Below are 16663 nucleotides of genomic sequence, written 5' to 3' on the forward strand. Positions count from 1 at the left end.
TCGTCGAACGTCTCGACGACAGGGCGAATTGAGCGAAAGAGGGAACAATGGTCGATCGCGGACATCTCGGAACCATGCCGCTCGGCGCAGAGCGGGATGACGACTCCTATCTCGATTTTGTTGAAGGCGTGCGCATTTTCACCCAAGCTCAGATCTCGCCGATCGTGGCCCAGAAATCGAATGAGGCGGTTGCGGCTTACGAGGCGCGAACCGGCGAAAAAGTAACCACTATTGAGAAGCTTCGCGAAGTGCTCGACCCGGTGCCGGTGGTCGCGACGCGAAATCGTCTCGCCCGCTCCAGCCAAGAGATGATGTGGCAGAAGGTGATCGAGACGTACCGCAAGCGCGAGCCCGAACTGCTGCGCGAACTCGAGATCGCTGACCGATCGGGCCCGGGCACGGTTGAGTACGACCCCAACTTCCAGCTGCCCGACTACTTCACCAAGGTTGAGTTTCACATTCAGCCGGGGAACTACCACGCTGACCCGCTTGCCGGCTACATCTACCACTACGGCACGAAGGTGTTCTTCACCGGCCGCAACAACAACGATGATGTCCAGCGTTCGGCGGTGATGTCGTCGCCGCTTCCGAAGGACGGCGTCGTGCGGCGCATTCTTGACCAAGCCTGCTCGATCGGCCAGAGCACGACGGCTTGGAAGGAGCGCTTCCCGCAGGCGGAGGTGTGGGGCATCGATGCTGGCGCGCCGATGGTGCGCTATGCCCACAAGCGGGCGGTCGATATGGGGCTGGAGGTGCACTTCGCCCAGCGCCTCGCAGAGGACTGCAAGTTCCCCGACAACTACTTTGACATCGTCTACGCCTTCATCATGTATCACGAAGTGCCGCAGCACATCATGAAGGCGATCATCCGCGAGACCCACCGCGTCCTCCGGCCGGGCGGCGTCTACATCATCGTCGACTTCCCGACCCGCGGTCCGAACGGCAGGGCGAGCAATCCGGCATCAGACTACTTCCGCGATTTCGACACCCACGACAACGGCGAGCCGTATGCGAGCGACTTCGTCTACTCCGATTTCCACGGCGAGCTGCGCAAGGTCTTCAGCGAGGTGATCGAGAACTACGAGGGCGCAAAGACCTTCTTGCCGATGCGGGTGTGCTACAAATAGCTCATCCGTCACGCACCCTCGCTTGAAAGGAAGAAAGGCTGGGACTTAGCGGTCCCAGCCTTTGTTGGCAGAGAAGGGAGAGAGATGGACCGCGGCTTTCTCGGGACGTTGCCTCTGGCGGATGAGCGGGATGACGACTCGTATCTCGACTTTGTCGAGGGCGTGCGAATCTTCACCCTTACCCAACTGACGCCCGTGATCAAGGAGCGGACTGCGGCGGCGATCGCCGAATATGAGGCGCGCGTCGGCCGCAAAGCTGCCTCGATCGACGATGCGCGCGCCGCGCTCGACCCCGTGCCCGTGATCGCGACGCGCAACCGCCTGATGCGCTCGAGCCAAGAGATGATGTGGCGGCGGATTGCGGAAGTCTATCACCGCCGCGAGGCCGAACTGCTCGCCGAACTCGACCGCTACGACCGGCTTGGGCCGGGCACGGTCGAATGGGACCCGAACTTCGTCTACCCCGACTACTACGCCAAGGTCGAGTTTCACATCCAGCCGGGGAACTACCACGCTGACCCCTTGGCGGGCTACATCTACCACTACGGCACGAAAATCTTCTACACCGGCCGCAACAACAACGATGACGTTCAGCGCGAATGGGTCAATCTCGCTCCTGTGCCGGCAGATGGGGTCGTTCGCCGCGTCTTGGACCAGGCCTGCTCTGCGGGGCAGAGCACAACGGCGTTGAAAGAGCGGTTCCCGCAGGCCGAGGTCTGGGGGATCGACATTGCCGCGCCGATGGTGCGCTATGCCCACAAGCGGGCAGTCGATATGGGCATCGAGGTACACTTCGCCCAGCGCGCCGCCGAAGACACCAAATTCCCCGACAACTTCTTCGACATCGTCTACTCGCGGATCCTCTTCCACGAGCTGCCGCCCGACATCGCCGAACAGGTCGTCCGCGAGAGCTACCGCATTCTGCGCCCGGGCGGGCTGTTCATCGTGATCGACTTTGCCAACCGCCCGCCGGGGCTCACCTCGCCGGCAGAGGACTACTTCCGCGATTTCGATACCCACGACAACGGCGAGCCGTACGCGAGCCTCTTCGTCTACTCCGATTTCACGGGGATGCTCCGCCGCGCCGGCTTCCGCAACGTCATCGAGAACTATACGCCGCACATGTATCAGCCGATGCGCGTCTGCGAGAAGTAGCGAGCTTCAGCTGCCGCGCAGCACGCGGCCGGGGAGGACAGCGCGCTGGCCTTCCGGCGCGACGACAACGCGGCCGTTGACGATCACCCACTGCACCCCCACTGGGAACCGGTGGGGGTGCTCATACGTTGCGCGGTCGCTGATGGCTGCCGGGTCGAAGATGACAAGGTCAGCAAATGCGCCCGGTGCGAGGACCCCGCGATCGCGGAGGCCGAACCGGCGCGCAGGCATGCTCGTCATCCGCGGGATGAGCGCTGCCATCTCGCGAAGCGAGCGGCCCTTGAGCAAGCGGGGGAAGGTGCCGTAGCCGCGCGGATGCGGCTGTCCGCGTCCGAGACGGCCCTGCGGCGCCCGCGCGGCGCTGTCGGTGCCGAAAACAGTCCAAGGATGGGCGATCGCCGCCGCGACATCGTCATCGCTCAGGACATGGAAAATCGCTCCGACCATCCCCTCGGCAGCGAGCAGCAGGTCGATCACCTCATCGAGAGGATGCCGGCCGCTGGCGGCCGCGAGCGCTGCCACTGAGCGGCCCGCAGCGTCGGGGCGGCCGCGAGCGCCAGTGATGACGATGCCTTCCCAGCCTGCGTCGAGGGCGAGGCTCGGCCAGCCGCCCTCCTCGAAGGCGGCGCGAATGCGCGGCCGAACAGCAGGGTCGCGCAGCCGGGCGAGCAAGGCGTCGGGCCCGCCATCGTGGAGCCACGGCGGCAAGGTCGCGGCCAGCAGCGTGCTCGCAGCCGTGTAGGGGTAGACATCCCACCCGAGGTCGACCCCGCTGGCGCGCAGGGCGTCGAGCCACGCCAGCGTCGCGGCGAGCGTTCCCCGCTGCAGCGCGCCGCTCGCCTTCAAATGGGAGATCTGCAGCCGCGCTCCGCTTGTGCGCGCTGTCGTCACTGCCTCGTCGATGGCGGCGCGCAGCCCTCGCCCCTCATCGCGCAGGTGGGTTGCGTAGATCCCGCGGCCGGCAACGACCTGGGCGAGCGCGGTGATCTCCGCTGGCGATGCGAACGCGCCGGGCGTATAGGCGAGCCCGGTCGACAATCCGATCGCGCCCTCGCGCAGCGACCGATCGAGCAGCCGCTGCATCGCTCGGATCTCCGCAGCATCAGCTGGGCGTGCCGCAGCGCCGATGACAGAGTGCCGCAGCGCGTCGTGCCCAACGAGCATCGCGATATTGATCGCCACGCCTTCCGCTTCGACCGCACTCAAGTACTCTCCGACTGACCGCCAGCGGAGGGAAACGCCCAGGCGGTCGAGTTCGGCGGCCGTGAGGGCGACCGCCGGCCCGGCCAGCGGGGCGAGGCTGGCGCCGCAGTTGCCGAGTACTTCGGTTGTGATGCCCTGCCGGACTTTGCTCTCCATGGCGCGGTTCAGAAACAGCGCTGAGTCCGAATGACCGTGCACGTCGATAAAGCCCGGGGCGACAACGCAGCCGGTTGCGTCGAGAACCGCTGCGGCGCGCTCGGGGGCGGTTCCGATCGCGGCGATCCGGTCGCCGCTGACGGCGACATCGCAGCGCTGCGCCGGCGTTCCGGTGCCGTCAAGAACAAGGCCGCCCGTGATGAGCAGATCGACCATCGCGCGTGACGATAGCAGTTGTCTCCTGGGCCGGCGAGCCGCTTGTTCGCTGTGGAAGGAGCCTGGTAGCCTCAACCGATGGCTGAGCAGGAGTGGGAAGCGCGCTGCCGCGAAGTTGAGCAGCTGCTTAGCGCGCTCTCGCCGCCGGATGACGACAGAGTGCGCTGGGCCCTCGGCGCGGCCCGGCTGTGGTGGGAAGCTGCCGCGTGCGCGCATTGGTCGGGCGACGACGCTGGGCGCGAGCGCGCGCTGGGTCACGCTGCGGCCGCCTTCGACCAGCTGGCTGTCGCGCTTCGCGACGAGTACGAAGGGCACCCCCTTGTCGACGTTGAGGTCATCCTCGACGGGATCCTAATCGCGTGGGCAGCAGGACGGGACGAGGTGGCAGAACGGCTGGGACGGCTGCCGACCCAGCGCTTCCGGCCGCGTGGCCGCGCCAAGCCGGACGAGCCGCTGATGTTCGCCACCTTCGCCGTGGCGAGTGCTGCCCGCGGCAACGCGCCGGCGCGTGACCGCGCGATTGCCAACGCGCGCGAGGCGATCGCCGCGGGGCGGACGGCCGACCTGACGCGAGCCCGCGGGGCGATCGCCCCGTTGCTCGACGGAGTGGAGGCGGTCGCCCGCGGGCGGGGCAAAGCGCTCGAGCGCGCCCTCAGCAAGCTGGTCCGCTATCACCGCTGGCGGTATCGTGAGCGCGAAACCCCGCTGGCGGCGCTCGATGTCCGCGGGAGCGCACTGGCGCGCTGGGCGGCACGCTGCGGCGTGAGCTGCCAGGTCACCGACCCTCTCCTTGCGCCAGTGGCGGCTGGAGCGACGCGGTGAGCCTCGATCTCGACGACGTGCGGGCAGCGGGAGCGCTTCTTGCAGGAATTGCCCATCGCACGCCGGTGCTCACCTCGCGGACCCTCAACGCAGTGACCGGCCGACAGGTCTTCTTGAAGTGCGAGAACATGCAGCGCAGCGGCTCGTTCAAGTTTCGCGGTGCCTACACTGCGCTCTCGCGCCTCAGCCCGAGCTGCCGCCGGGCCGGCGTCGTGGCCTTCTCGTCCGGGAATCACGCTCAGGCGGTCGCCCTCGCTGGTCGGCTGCTCGGCGTGCCGACCACCATTTTTATGCCGACCGATGCGCCTGCCGCGAAGGTAGCCGCGACGAGAAGCTACGGAGCGGCGATCCGCTGGTACGACCGGGAGACCGAGGACCGGGCGGCGCTGGCGGCGGAGTTTGCTGCCGCGATGGGGGCGACCCTGCTCCCGCCGTTCGATCATCCGGACATCATCGCGGGGCAAGGAACCGCTGCTCTCGAACTGCTGGAGGAGATCCCCGACCTCGACACGATGCTCGTGCCGGTTGGCGGCGGGGGATTGATCGCCGGCTCGCTGCTGGTCACCGCCGGACGCGGGGTCGCGGTCTTTGGGGTCGAGCCGGCGGCCGCTGACGATACGACACAGTCGCTTCGGGCAGGACGACGAGTGGCGATCTCCCCGCCCCAGACGATCGCCGACGGGCTGCGCGCAACTATGCCGGGGGAACTAACCTTCCCGATCCTCCAGCGCTGCGTCGCAGGGATCCTCACCGTTTCCGAGGAGGCGATCGCCGCGGCAGTTCGGTTCCTCCTGCTGCGGCTGAAGCTGCTCGTTGAACCAAGCGGCGCCGTCGGCGTTGCCGCGTTGCTCAGCGGCACGCTTCGGGGCGGACGGCGCGTGGGGGTCATCCTCTCGGGGGGAAATGTCGACCCGGGAGCGCTGGCGGCGCTTCTCGTCGGCGAGAGTGGGGGGGCCTAGACGCCGGCGAGCATGCGGCGCAGCCGCGTCTCTTGGTCGATCGGGGTGACCGCAATCAACTCATCGCCGGGCATCAGGACGAGGGACGGGTTCGGCGCTTGGGGGCCGCCTCGTGACGTAATGACGACCGAGATGAAGGCCCCCGCCGGCAGCAGCACATCGCCGAGGCGCTGCCCGCGGACCGGGCTGTCATCGCCAATGACGATGTCGACGATCTCCATCCCAAACCGCGAGAGATCCATCAGATGCATGAGAGGATGCTGCGGCACTTCGTGCTCGATATGTTCGAGAATGACTTGGGTGCTGCTGACGGGCGCGTCGATGCCCAACAGACGGAAGATGCGGTCGTTCTTCGGGTTGTTGATGCGCGCGATGGTCCGGCGGACGCCGAAGCGCACTTTCGCGACTTGGCAGCTGACGAGGTTGTCTTCGTCTTCGCCTGTCACTGCGATGAAGACGTCGGCGCGGCCGGCCCCGACATCTTCGAGCGTGGCTGCTTCGCAGCCATCGCCGCGAACGCAGACGCTGCCGAGGTCTTCATTGATCCGTTCGCAAGTGCGGGCGTCTTTTTCGATGAGCAGGACTTCGTGCCCTTCGGCGATCAGCTCTTTGGCGAGGTGGTAACCCACTTGGCCGCCGCCAACGATGATGATGTACATCGCGCTTACCGACCGATGGGCGGCAGGGCCGGGGTCGGCTTGCCGACAACAAGGGCGTACATGTAGTGAGCGCCGACGACGGTTGGTGAGAACGTCTCTAAGCCGAGTTCGCGGTACATCTGCTCGCGAATGGGGTCGTAGATCCGGCTGACGACGCGCCGCACGCCGAAGATGTGCTTGGCGATCTGCGCCGCCATGACGTTGCGGTTATCGCCTTGCGTGGCGGCGACAAAGACGTCAGCTTCCGCAATGCCAGCGCGAACGAGGACGTCTTGGTCAGTGCCATTCCCGACGAGGGCGGTGCCCCGGAATGTCGCGGGCAGGCGGCGGAAGGAGTACGGGTCGATGTCGAGGATCGTGACGTGATGCCCTTCGTCGTCGAGTAGTTTGGCGAGGGTGGCGCCGACGCGGCCGCAGCCCATGATGATGACGTTCATCGCCGCAGCGCCTCAACCGGTGCCGGCTCGCGCAAGACCCAAACCGCGCACGGGGCGTGTTTCAAGACATAGGGCATCGTTCGCCCCGGGTCGAATTCGCCGAAGCGGCGCTTGTAGCTGGTGCCCATGATAATCAAGTCGACATCGCGCTCAATCGCTTCGTCGACGATCGCCGGGCCGACTTCGCGCGCCTGCATCAGCTCCGTGCTGATCGCAAAGTCGTGGCGCGCCGCCGCCTCTTCTGCCGTCTGGAGGACGCGCTCACCTCGTTGCAGCTCTTCGTCAATTTCGACGTCGATCGGCAACGATCGCTTCACTTCGATAACGTAAATCGCGAAGACCTGACCACGATCGCGTTTTGCAAGCGTGCAGGCCAACCCGATTGCCTCTGCATCGGTCGGATAGCCCTTCACGGGCACAAGAATCCGGCGAAAACGGGTCGCCACACTCGCCCCCGATTCTTTCCCTTCTGCCGCTCCACGCAACAGAAGCGTATGAAATTATACCGACGCCCAAAAACGAGGTGCTATGCATTCGGCCCGATCCCGCGGAGGACAAGCCCCGTCCTCATCTTCGGGTAGAAGTAGGTCGACTTGTGCGGCATTCGATCCCCTGCTGCCGCAACCGCCCGAATCGTGCGCGGGTCGGGCGGGCTGAGAAACGCCGCAAGCTGAAGGTCGCCGCGGCGTACTCCCTCGAGCGCGCCCGCGCCATCCCGCGTAAAGCGCACCCGCCCCTCCCCTTCGCGGTCGACGTCGAGGTCGAGCAACGGTGCGAGAAAGAGGTAGTGGAGCGCCACAAGGTCGAGATGTCGCCACGCAGCGGACCGAGCCGGGAGCCGATCCTCCCACGCTCCCTTTGGGGTCAGGATCGACGCTTGGCCAGCCGGCAGCCCGGCGACTGCGAAGGCTGGCTGCCGCGCGCGGCAAAGCGCTGCCTCGATCTGCTCAAAGCGTATCTCGTCGAGCCGGCCAAGCGGCTCGATGGTGAACCCTTCGGCGGCGCGCGCCTCGAGCGTGGCGAGCCGGGGCGGGTCGACGCCCTGGACGGTGCGGTGCGTCGGATAGACGCGCAGTCCGGGGTCATCCTCGGCGACAAGCGCGATCAGGATGCCATCCGCGCCGGGCGGGGCAGCGGGCTGAGCGCTGTAGCCGAGCGCGGTTTCGTAGCGGTGATGTCCATCGGCGATCAGCACGGGCTGATCAGCGAGCGCACGGGTCACGGCGGCGATAATCGCCGCATCGCGCACGACCCAGAGCCGGTGGCGCTCGCCCGCTTCGTCGACAAAGTCGGCGTCCGGCGGGGAGGCGATCACGCGGTCCGTCGCCGCTCGCGCTGCCTTTTCCGGGTCGGGGTAAAGCCCGAAGATCGGGCTGGTATTTGCTTGGACCGTCCGCAGGAGTTCGAACCGATCTGCCTTCGGGGCAGCCATCGTCTCCTCGTGCGGCAGGACGACGCCGCTCGCCCACGGCTCGAGCTTGAGGTCGACGAGGAGGGCGCGCCGCCGAGCGCGCCCTTCGCGGGTCGTGAATTCCTGCTCGTAGAGGTAAAACGCCGGCGCGGGGTCCTGCACGAGAATGCCTTCGGCGCGCCAGCGGTCGAGATCGGCACGGGCACGGGTGTAGCGGTTGTCGTGCGGGGAGTCGTCGGGCCGGGTCTCCCCAAACTCGACCCGGATGATGTTGTAGGGGCTGCGTTCGTAGAAGCGGCGCTGCTCCTCCGGGCTGATCACGTCGTAGGGGGGACAGGTGACGTCGGCGAGATTGCCAATCCGGTGGAGATTGTAGCGCCAGCCGCGAAACGGCCGGATCGTGGCCATACTGTCCTCGAAGCGAGTGTCGCGGAACGTATACCATACCGCTCGCCGAGATTCCCGTGAGGGCCTATGGTCGTCGTTCGAACATGGCCGACCCGTGAGCAGGAAGACCGCTTCTTCGCCGCCGGCCACGCCCTCGTAGCGGGTGTCGATGAGGTCGGCCGCGGGCCGCTCGCTGGACCGGTTGTTGCGGCCGCGGTGCTCGCTCCGCCGGATGCCCCGTGGGACCTGCCGGTCGCCGATTCGAAACAGCTGACAGCCTCGGAGCGCGAACGGCTGGCCGCCGCGATCGTCCGCGCGCTGCCCTGCGCCCTCGGCTTGGCGACGGTCGCCGAAATCGATGACCTCGGGGTCGCTGCCGCCACGCGCCTCGCCATGATGCGGGCGGTGCGCGCGCTTCCCCAGCAGCCAACGGCGCTCCTGATCGACGCCGTCGCTCTGCCGGGCCTCCGCATTGAGCAGCGCGCGATTGTCCGCGGCGATACCTGCTGCTGGACGATCGCGGCCGCCTCGGTCGTCGCCAAAGTTGAGCGCGACCGCCTGATGTATGAACTCGACCGCCGCTATCCGGACTATGGCCTAGCGCGCCATAAGGGCTACGCGACGGCGGAGCACCTCGAGGCGCTCGCCCGGCTCGGCCCCACGCCGGAGCACCGGCGTTCCTTCGCGCCGCTGCGTCTCTCCCTCGAGCGGTGAAGCGCGATCGGCTCGGCCGGCTTGGCGAGGCGATCGCTGCCGACGCGCTCGAGCGCGCCGGGCTGCACCTCCTTGCTCGGAACGTGCGTTTCCCCGAGGGCGAAATCGACCTCGTCGCCGCAGAAGGCGACACCCTCGTCTTCGTCGAGGTGCGGACACGCCGCGGGGGCGCTTTCGGCTCGCCTGAGGAGTCGGTGACGCTGCGCAAACAGGAGCGGCTAGTGCGGGCAGCGCAGCGCTATCTGCAGCAGGCTGGCCGCGAGACTGCCGACTGGCGCATTGATCTTGTCGCGGTCGAGCTCGACCCAGACGGCCGGCTGCTCCGGGTCGAGCATCTGCGCGCGGCGGTGGAAGAGCAGTGAGGCGTTGACGCTGCCGGGGCATCTTGCGGACAATGCTCGCCATGCTGGACCAGCGACGCGAGGTCCCAGTCCGGCTGCTGCGGGCAGCCGCGCTGCGCAGCGAGGAGCAGGCGCTTGTCCGCGTCGACGACGCGCTGCTGCGCGTGATGTACGTTCGGATGATCCGGGTCCGCGCCTTCGAACTGCGGGTCGCTCGTCTGCTTGAGGAAGGGGTGCTGAAAGGGGTCCAGCTCTCAGCGGGGCAGGAGGCGGTAGCGGTCGGCGCGTGCTCGGCGCTGCGCGACGAGGACTATCTTGTCTCGACGGACCGGCCGCATGGCCATCTGCTGGCAAAAGGCGTCTCGCCGCGCGCCCTTCTCGCTGAGCTGCTGACAAAAGCCGATGGCCTCGCCAGTGGCAAGGGCGGCCCCACCTTTCTCTTCGACGCTGAGCGCGGCGTTCTCGGCACGTTCGGGGGAGGCGACGGGCTGCCGATTGCGGTCGGGGCGGCCTTCAGCGCGCGCTCGCGCCAGCGTGACCTCGTCGTGCTCGCCTTCCTGAATGACGAGGCGGTCGGCTCAGGCGCCTTCGCTGAGGCGGCAAATCTCGCCGCTCTGCGTGCGCTGCCGGTGGTCTTCGTCTATGAAAACCTGCTCACCGAGCCGGACGCCTATCGCGCCGTCCGAGCGCTCGACTCTCTGATCGCTCTCGCGCCCGGCTGGGGCATGGCCGGGGTCGCGGTCGATGGGGCGGACCCGCTGGCCGTCTTCCGGGCCGTGGGCGAGGCGGCGGCGCTCGCCCGCGCCGGCCGCGGCCCGAGCTTCATCGAGGCGCGGCTCGACCCGCCGCGCGCCGTGCTGGCTGGCGATGGCGGAGCGGACGATGTGGTCCGCCGCCGCGACCCGATCGTCCGCTTCGCCGAGCGGCTGCGGATGATGGGCCTGCTGACCGCCGAGGACGAGGCTCTCGTCGAGCGGCGGGCGCGTGAGGAGGCGGATGCCGACCTCGCGTGGGCGCGCTCGTGGCCGGCGCCCGATCCCGGGACGCTGCTGCGCGACGTCTATCAGGCGCCGATCGATCGCGCGTGGCCGCGCCTTGGCGTGAACGATGGCTGAGCAGACGACAGAGGCGGCGCTCGCTGCGGCGATGCTGCGCGAGATGGCGCGGGACGAGACTGTCGTCGTGCTCGGCCGTGCTGGCGGCCACGGGCTGTTTCGGGTGAGCGGCGGCGCGGCCGAGCGGTTCGGCCCAGACCGGGCGTGGAATGTTCCCGGGAGCGGCGTCGGGCTGGCCGGCATCGCGATCGGGGCGGCGCTCACCGGGCTGCGGCCGGTTGTCGAACTGGGGACGGCCGAGCAGGCGGCGCCGGCACTCAGCCAGATCGCGGACCACGCCGCCAAGCTGCACTTCCGCTCGGGCGGACGGCTGCAGCTGCCGCTCGTCTTCATCATCACCACCGGAATGACGCGCTCCGGACCTCTGCGCAGCCAGTCGCTCGAGGCGTGGTTCGCTCACCTGCCAGGGCTGAAGGTCGTGATGCCGGCCACGCCCGCCGATGCTGCCGGCTTGCTGCGGAGCGCGGTTCGGGATGACGACCCGGTCGTCTTTGTGCTCGACAAGCGGGTGGCGCGCCACGCCGGCGAGACCCCCGACGACGAGCATGCGGTTCCCCTCGGCCGGGCGGCCGTTCGCCGCGCGGGGCATGACGTGACGATCGTCGCGAGCGGATGGATGGTGCATGAAGCGCTTGCGGCGGCGGACGATCTCGCTGCGGCGCGGCTGTCCGCTGAGGTGATCGATGTGCGCTCGCTCGTGCCGCTCGACCTAGGGACGATCGTCGCCTCGGTGCGCAAGACGGGCCGTCTTGTCGTTGCGCACGAGGCCGTCGTTTTCGCTGGCATCGGCGCCGAGATTGTCGCCTCGGTCGTGGAAGCCGCGCCGGGCGCCCTGACCGCTCGGCCGCGCCGCGTCGGCCTGCCGTTCGTCGTGCCGCCGGCCGATGTCCCGTCGATCGCGCTGGTGCTGCCGAGCCGCCGCGACATTGCGGGCGCTGCGCTCGCCGTCGTCCACGGGCGCTAAGGAAGGCGCAGCGGCCCGAGGTCAGCGCTGTCGCCGCCGTGCGCCAGCAGCACGCGCTGGCCCGTGACCGGGTCATACAGGCCGGCGAGCAGCCGATAGTCGCCCGGCGGCACGCTTCTCAGGGGGAGGCGACGCTCGTCCAGCAGCCGCTCGTCGGGCAGCCAGGCGTCGGTCGGCAGCGCGCCGTCCGCCGGCGGGCCGTCAGCCTGAGCAACGAGCCGTCCCGCTCCGTCGACGAGGTGGAGAAAGACCGTGAGCGGCGCAGGGGTCGGCCCGGCGGCGCGCCAGAACAGGCGCACGCGATCCCCGTCGACTGTCACGCCCTCAAGCTGGCCGACGCCGGGAAAGTCGGCGGCGAGCGGGCGGTCAGGAGCGACAACGGGAGGACGAATGATCCGCACAGTGCCGAGCTCGACCGTGTCGCCGCTGGCTGTCGGCAGCCGGCGCACCGCCTCGTCGTAGGCGCCGGCGCGCAGGGAGTAGCGCCCGGCCGGCAGCGCCTCAGGCAGCCGCAGCTCATGGCGGTCGAGCAGCCGTTCGCCAGGGCGCCAGCGGCTGGTCGGATAGAACACTCCGCCCGGCGGCGCATCGCTCTGGGCAACGAGCTGCCCTCGGTGGTCGAGGAGGTGGACGAAGGTCGTCAGGTTCTTTTCGGGCGGCGCGACGACTGACCACCAGAGCGCGACCGGCAGCGTCGCGCCCGCCGGCTGGGGGGGAAATTCCGCTCCGTCGAGCCGCAGGGCCGAACCGACAGCGGCGTCAAGCCGGGTTGGCGGCTCGCGGTCGACGGCCGGTCCGACCACCCTCCAGACGGCGCCGACCGGCTCAAGCCGGTATTTCACGCTCAGCCCCGGCATCTCCTTGATGAGGAAGACCTGCTCGCCGGGGCCGAGCACGCCGTCGATCAGCCGCCCGAGGTCGGCGTACTCCGGGCTGTTGACAATGCCGGGGAAGAGGCCGACGAGGTCGGGACGCACCCCTTCGACGAGCGTAAAGTACCAGAGGGGTGTCAGGTCGTCGCGGTCGTCGGAGGCGAGGATGGCGCGCGGCGGGAGCGGTGCGGCGAGGATGCGCTCCCAACGCTGCCGGACCTCCCGGTCGCCGCTCCGGTCGACACGGGGCAGCGTGGTGAGCAGAGCGGCCCCCACGAGGAGCGCTGTCGCCGCGCCGCCGAGCGCGAGGCCGACTGCTAGCCGGCGTGCCGCCTCGACGAGCGCTCCGAGTGCCGTGCCTGCCGCCAGCGCCGCTGCCCAATACGCCGGGATGAAATAGACCTCGATGTCGCCGATCCGGTAGAGCAGGGCGAAGGCGACCGTGACGGCGAAGATGCCCGTTACGAGCAGCCCCTCCCGCGGTCTCCGCACGAGCAACATTAGGGCCCCGAGCCCTGCCGCCAGCCAGACTGCGCTGGGCCACTGCCGCCCGGCGAGGCGGAGAAAGAGTGCCAGCCGCTCCTCAAGGCGCAGGGGGGAAGTCAGCTTGTCGGCAAAGACTCGGCCGGTCACCATATCGATAAAGCCGTCGAGGTCGTTCTGGAAGGAGACGATGCGGCGGCCGCCTGCCGTCTCTTGGGCGAGATAGGGCGAATGGTCGGCGCGCAGGGGAATGTAGAGATAGAGCGCGAGGGGGAGGACAGCAAGCAGCGCCGTCAGCGCGAGGGAGCGCGGCGCGAGGAGCGCTCGGCCGCGGTCGGCAGCGAGAAAGAGCGCAAGGAGGGGCAGCGTCAGGAGCGCGGCGCGGTGGTGGGCGAGCGACAGCCCGACGATCAGCCCGACGAGGGGAAGCGGCCAGCGGCGGACGACGGCGAGGGTGAGGGCGGCGAGCAGCAGCAGTTGAAGCGCGTACACTTCGGCGATCACGGCCTGAGACCAGAGGTCGGAGGAGAGCGCGGCGAGCGCGGCGGCTGCGAACCCTCCCAGCCGCGCGGCAGCGGCCGGTCCGGGCAGGACCGTGATGGCGAGGAGCGTCGTCAGCGCGACGGCAGCTGCTGCTGCGACCGCGGAGAACAGGTTGATGCGGTAAGCGACGTCCCCGACCGGCAGGAAGGCGAACAGCCAGCCGAGGAGGAGATAGAGGGGGTAGCCGGTCGGGTGGACGAGGCCGAGTGTCGGCGCGGCGAACTGGAACTCGCCGCTATCGAAGGCGAGGACAGTCGGGGCGAGTGTTCGGACGTAGAGCGCAAGCGCCGCCAGCCCGGCCGCTGCGCCGAGCGTCAGGTCGAGCGCCCGGAGGGAGCGAGGAGCGGTCGCGTCTCCTCTCATCCGCCGATGCTCACGCGCTCAACGGCGATGCCGAGGGTCCGCTCATCAAGGGAGCGCCCGACGGCAAGGCGAACGGTCTCTGTTCCGCTTGCCTCGAGGGCCGTGCCGGGCGCTGCGCCCTTGACGCCGATCGCGGCGTGAGAGAGACGAAAGCCGCCGCGGAGGTCGGTAGCGATCCCCAGCGCGCGGAAGGCGGCGACGGCGTCCTCGCCGAGTTTGGCCGAGGCGTCGTCCTTGACGGCGAGGGCGACGATTGTTCCCGGGGGGAGGTCGGCGATCGCCTTGGCAAGCCGACCGGAGGCGCCATCGTCGGCAAATGTGTCGTAGCTCGCAGAGAGGAGGATACGGCCGCTCGCTGGGTCGAGGGCGACGAGGTTGTAGCCGCGCCGGTCGCGCGCGACTGACCGGCCGTCGACGACGATCCGCGCGGCATTGCCGGCGTTCAGTCCCGCCGACTCAACGCGCAGGTCGACGGGAGCGCGAATGCCGGTAGCGCCAATGGTCCGGTCGACGGGAAGGACATCCGCCGGGCGGACCAGGCGGTCGACCTCGACATCGAGCCGATTTGCGCCGGTGACGAACTGCGAAGCGGCGGCGGTCACTTGATAGTCGTGGAAGCCGCTGTGCAGGGGGAACTCTCCGAGCAGGTGGCCGTTGAGGCGCAGCCGGAGCGTTCCCTCTGGCCGGCCGGGATAGTCGAACGGCGCGGCGCGGACCGTCAGCGAAACTGTCGCTGCTGCGCCGACGTTGGGGATGAAGATCCGCGCTGAGGAGCGGGTCGACCAGCGGACGGGGCGGCCCTGGTAGACCTCCTCGCCCGTCCAGCCGTCGCCGCGATACGGCCGTCCGGCCGGCTCTCCGAACGCGATCGCCACAGGGAGGGACACGGGTTGCGGCGTGATGCGATAGAGCGCGGTCGCGCCGTCATCGCGGACGAGTTCGAGCGGGAGCACCCGCTGCGCGTACGCTTCAGCTTCTGCGACGCCGTAGGCGCGATGGACAGCGAGGAAGCGCAGGTCATAGAGCGCGATCAAGCGCGGCGCAGCGGCGCGGTCGGCAGCCTCGGTCGCCGCGTCGGGCTGCTCTCCCTGCTCGATGCGGGCGATCGTTCCGAAGACGGGCAGGTCGGAGAAGTAGACGAATTTGAAGGGCGGGTTGCGCGAGATGTTGCCGCCGAGCATGCGCTTCTGGTGGGCGTATTGGTAGGCTTGGATCGTCGTTCGCTCTTTGCCGAGCACGCCGTAGCTGTTGCGCCAGCCGAGCGGCAGCTGGACGATCGCGAAGTCGCCGGGTTCGGCGGCGATAAGCTGATAGATCGCTGGCGCGCGCAGGTTGTTCAGCGGCAGCGGCACGGCGATCTGGTCGAAGAGGAGGACGACGAGCAGGGCGCCGGCGGCGAGCCGCTCCCGCTGGGGGCGCAATGCCCGCAGCACGGCCGCCGCGCCGAAGGCGACGAGCACAGCAAGGCAGAGCGTCAGCGGGATGCTGAAACGGTTTGGGAAGCGGTTGGCGTTGATCAACGGAAGATAGTGGAGCGCGATATAGGGAAGGGGGAAATTCGTCTCGATCCCGTCGAAGGTCCAGCGCGAGCGGCCGAGGATGTGAAGCACGGGGCCGAGACAGAGCACGGCGAAGGCGACGGCCATCCATCCCCATCGCCGGGCCGCGTGAAACCGCCAGAGCGCAACGATCGTATTAAAAAGCACCCCATAGCCGATAAAGACAATAGGAACATCGGTGAACTGGCTCGTCCACGGTGCAGCGAGAGGGCCAAGGATGGGGTGAAGGTGCGTGGGGAGGACAAAGGAAAGGAGGTCGGCGGAGAAGCCATCGGCGTAGCCCCAGCGATTGGTGAGATAGTGCCCCTCGAGGCGATCCTCATGCCACATCAGGGCAAGCAGGGGCGCGGCGACAAGCGCGCATCCCGCGCCGATTGCAGCGAGCGGGACGATCAGCCGCAGCGGCTGATGCCCGGCGCGGGCGGAGCGCCAGAGGTGATGGCCGATGAGGGGGAAGGCAAGGAACAAACTGAAGGCGGCGAGCGTTAACTCGTTGTAGAAAAGACAGGCGAACCAAAGGACGGCCAGGGCCGGGTGGACCCAGGTCGTCCCTTTGGCGTCCCATCGATCGAGGGTTTGAAGGAGGGAAAGCGCGAAGAGGGGAAGCGGCCACAGCGTCGTCAGATTGCTCGACCCGAACGACGCGTACACCCAGCGCGAGGCAGCGAACGCGAAGATCGCGCCACCGAGAAACGCTGGAATGCCGGCAGGGCGGATCCCCTCGCGCACAAGTATATACCGACACAAGAGAAATGCGGCAAGACCATTTCCGGTCAACGAAAGCACCAACAGGACATTGATAGCGCCGATGGGCCCGATGAAGGGCTGCAGGGGAAGAGAGAGCAGGCCATTGAGAAAGGTAAGAGTGTAATACACCAAGCTGACGCCGACCGGATAGAAGATATAGTCGGTAAAGAAGGGAGAGACGCCGAGCGAGAAGATCGAAAAGCGGAGCCACCAAAGGTTCCAGACAAAGATCCCCTCGTCGACGTCGATCCCAACGACATGGTCGAGAAAATGCAGCGGAAGCGGCCACGTCAGGATGACGGCGAGAACGAAGTAGCTCGCCGCCGCAAGAAGCGGGCCGCGGAGCGAAACGACCAGCGAAACGCTCGTTACGGCCGGCTGGAACGCCGGATCGGAAGCGAGCCGGGATGTCACTCCGGGATGGTAGCAC

General features: G+C 68.2%; 15 protein-coding genes. 8 read left to right on the top strand and 7 right to left on the bottom strand.

Annotated features, from left to right (window positions below):
- Window positions 1–47 precede the first annotated feature (47 nt).
- Together NZ773_07015 and NZ773_07020 are read left to right on the top strand one after the other, a co-directional pair.
- Window positions 48–1127 carry a class I SAM-dependent methyltransferase gene (locus tag NZ773_07015; GenBank protein MCS6801675.1) on the top strand — a complete coding sequence of 360 codons (1080 nt, stop codon included), beginning with the start codon at window positions 48–50 and terminating at the stop codon, window positions 1125–1127.
- A gap of 84 nt (window positions 1128–1211) precedes the next feature.
- A complete protein-coding gene (locus NZ773_07020) occupies window positions 1212–2282 on the top strand; it encodes a class I SAM-dependent methyltransferase (protein ID MCS6801676.1) in 1071 nt (356 codons plus the stop codon).
- 6 nt (window positions 2283–2288) lie between these two features.
- Here NZ773_07020 and NZ773_07025 read toward each other — a convergent pair whose 3' ends face one another.
- Window positions 2289–3857: a D-aminoacylase gene (locus NZ773_07025; GenBank protein ID MCS6801677.1), complete on the bottom strand. Its 1569-nt coding sequence runs from the start codon at window positions 3855–3857 to the stop codon at window positions 2289–2291.
- A gap of 78 nt (window positions 3858–3935) precedes the next feature.
- Here NZ773_07025 and NZ773_07030 point away from each other — a divergent pair, with 78 nt between their 5' ends.
- Together NZ773_07030 and NZ773_07035 are read left to right on the top strand one after the other, a co-directional pair.
- Window positions 3936–4679: an immunity 49 family protein gene (locus NZ773_07030; protein MCS6801678.1), complete on the top strand. Its 744-nt coding sequence runs from the start codon at window positions 3936–3938 to the stop codon at window positions 4677–4679.
- Complete coding sequence (locus tag NZ773_07035) at window positions 4676–5638, top strand: pyridoxal-phosphate dependent enzyme (GenBank protein MCS6801679.1); 963 nt, start codon at window positions 4676–4678, stop codon at window positions 5636–5638. Before NZ773_07030 ends, NZ773_07035 begins: the two co-directional genes overlap by 4 nt.
- Here the strand turns inward: NZ773_07035 and NZ773_07040 are convergent.
- The 4 genes from NZ773_07040 to NZ773_07055 all read right to left on the bottom strand — a co-directional run bounded on the left by NZ773_07040 (window position 5635) and on the right by NZ773_07055 (window position 8553).
- The gene (locus NZ773_07040) at window positions 5635–6297 is read right to left on the bottom strand and encodes a TrkA family potassium uptake protein (GenBank protein ID MCS6801680.1); all 663 of its coding nucleotides are present in this window, start codon (window positions 6295–6297) and stop codon (window positions 5635–5637) included. The genes NZ773_07035 and NZ773_07040 overlap by 4 nt on opposite strands.
- Window positions 6298–6302: 5 nt before the next feature.
- The gene (locus NZ773_07045) at window positions 6303–6734 is read right to left on the bottom strand and encodes a TrkA family potassium uptake protein (protein ID MCS6801681.1); all 432 of its coding nucleotides are present in this window, start codon (window positions 6732–6734) and stop codon (window positions 6303–6305) included.
- Window positions 6731–7180: a universal stress protein gene (locus NZ773_07050; protein MCS6801682.1), complete on the bottom strand. Its 450-nt coding sequence runs from the start codon at window positions 7178–7180 to the stop codon at window positions 6731–6733. The genes NZ773_07045 and NZ773_07050 overlap by 4 nt, the downstream gene beginning before the upstream one ends.
- Window positions 7181–7260: 80 nt before the next feature.
- Entirely contained in the window at window positions 7261–8553 is a 1293-nt protein-coding gene (locus NZ773_07055; GenBank protein ID MCS6801683.1) for a DUF1015 domain-containing protein, read from the bottom strand.
- A gap of 66 nt (window positions 8554–8619) precedes the next feature.
- Here NZ773_07055 and NZ773_07060 point away from each other — a divergent pair, with 66 nt between their 5' ends.
- Genes NZ773_07060 through NZ773_07075 form a run of 4 tightly spaced genes read left to right on the top strand, consistent with a single transcriptional unit; the run spans window position 8620 to window position 11666 of the window.
- Window positions 8620–9246 carry a ribonuclease HII gene (locus NZ773_07060; protein ID MCS6801684.1) on the top strand — a complete coding sequence of 209 codons (627 nt, stop codon included), beginning with the start codon at window positions 8620–8622 and terminating at the stop codon, window positions 9244–9246.
- The gene (locus NZ773_07065; GenBank protein ID MCS6801685.1) at window positions 9243–9608 is read left to right on the top strand and encodes a YraN family protein; all 366 of its coding nucleotides are present in this window, start codon (window positions 9243–9245) and stop codon (window positions 9606–9608) included. Before NZ773_07060 ends, NZ773_07065 begins: the two co-directional genes overlap by 4 nt.
- Before the next feature lie 41 nt (window positions 9609–9649).
- The gene (locus tag NZ773_07070; protein MCS6801686.1) at window positions 9650–10702 is read left to right on the top strand and encodes a thiamine pyrophosphate-dependent enzyme; all 1053 of its coding nucleotides are present in this window, start codon (window positions 9650–9652) and stop codon (window positions 10700–10702) included.
- Entirely contained in the window at window positions 10695–11666 is a 972-nt protein-coding gene (locus NZ773_07075; GenBank protein ID MCS6801687.1) for an alpha-ketoacid dehydrogenase subunit beta, read from the top strand. The genes NZ773_07070 and NZ773_07075 overlap by 8 nt, the downstream gene beginning before the upstream one ends.
- On the opposite strand, the gene NZ773_07080 is transcribed toward NZ773_07075, so the two are convergent.
- Together NZ773_07080 and NZ773_07085 are read right to left on the bottom strand one after the other, a co-directional pair.
- A complete protein-coding gene (locus NZ773_07080; GenBank protein ID MCS6801688.1) occupies window positions 11663–13927 on the bottom strand; it encodes a DUF2723 domain-containing protein in 2265 nt (754 codons plus the stop codon). The genes NZ773_07075 and NZ773_07080 overlap by 4 nt on opposite strands.
- Window positions 13924–16647, bottom strand: a complete 2724-nt coding sequence (locus NZ773_07085) for a hypothetical protein (GenBank protein MCS6801689.1) — start codon at window positions 16645–16647, stop codon at window positions 13924–13926. Before NZ773_07085 ends, NZ773_07080 begins: the two co-directional genes overlap by 4 nt.
- Window positions 16648–16663: the final 16 nt, after the last annotated feature.

Source organism: Dehalococcoidia bacterium (genome assembly GCA_025054935.1).
Lineage (GTDB): Bacteria > Chloroflexota > Dehalococcoidia > SpSt-223 > SpSt-223 > JANWZD01.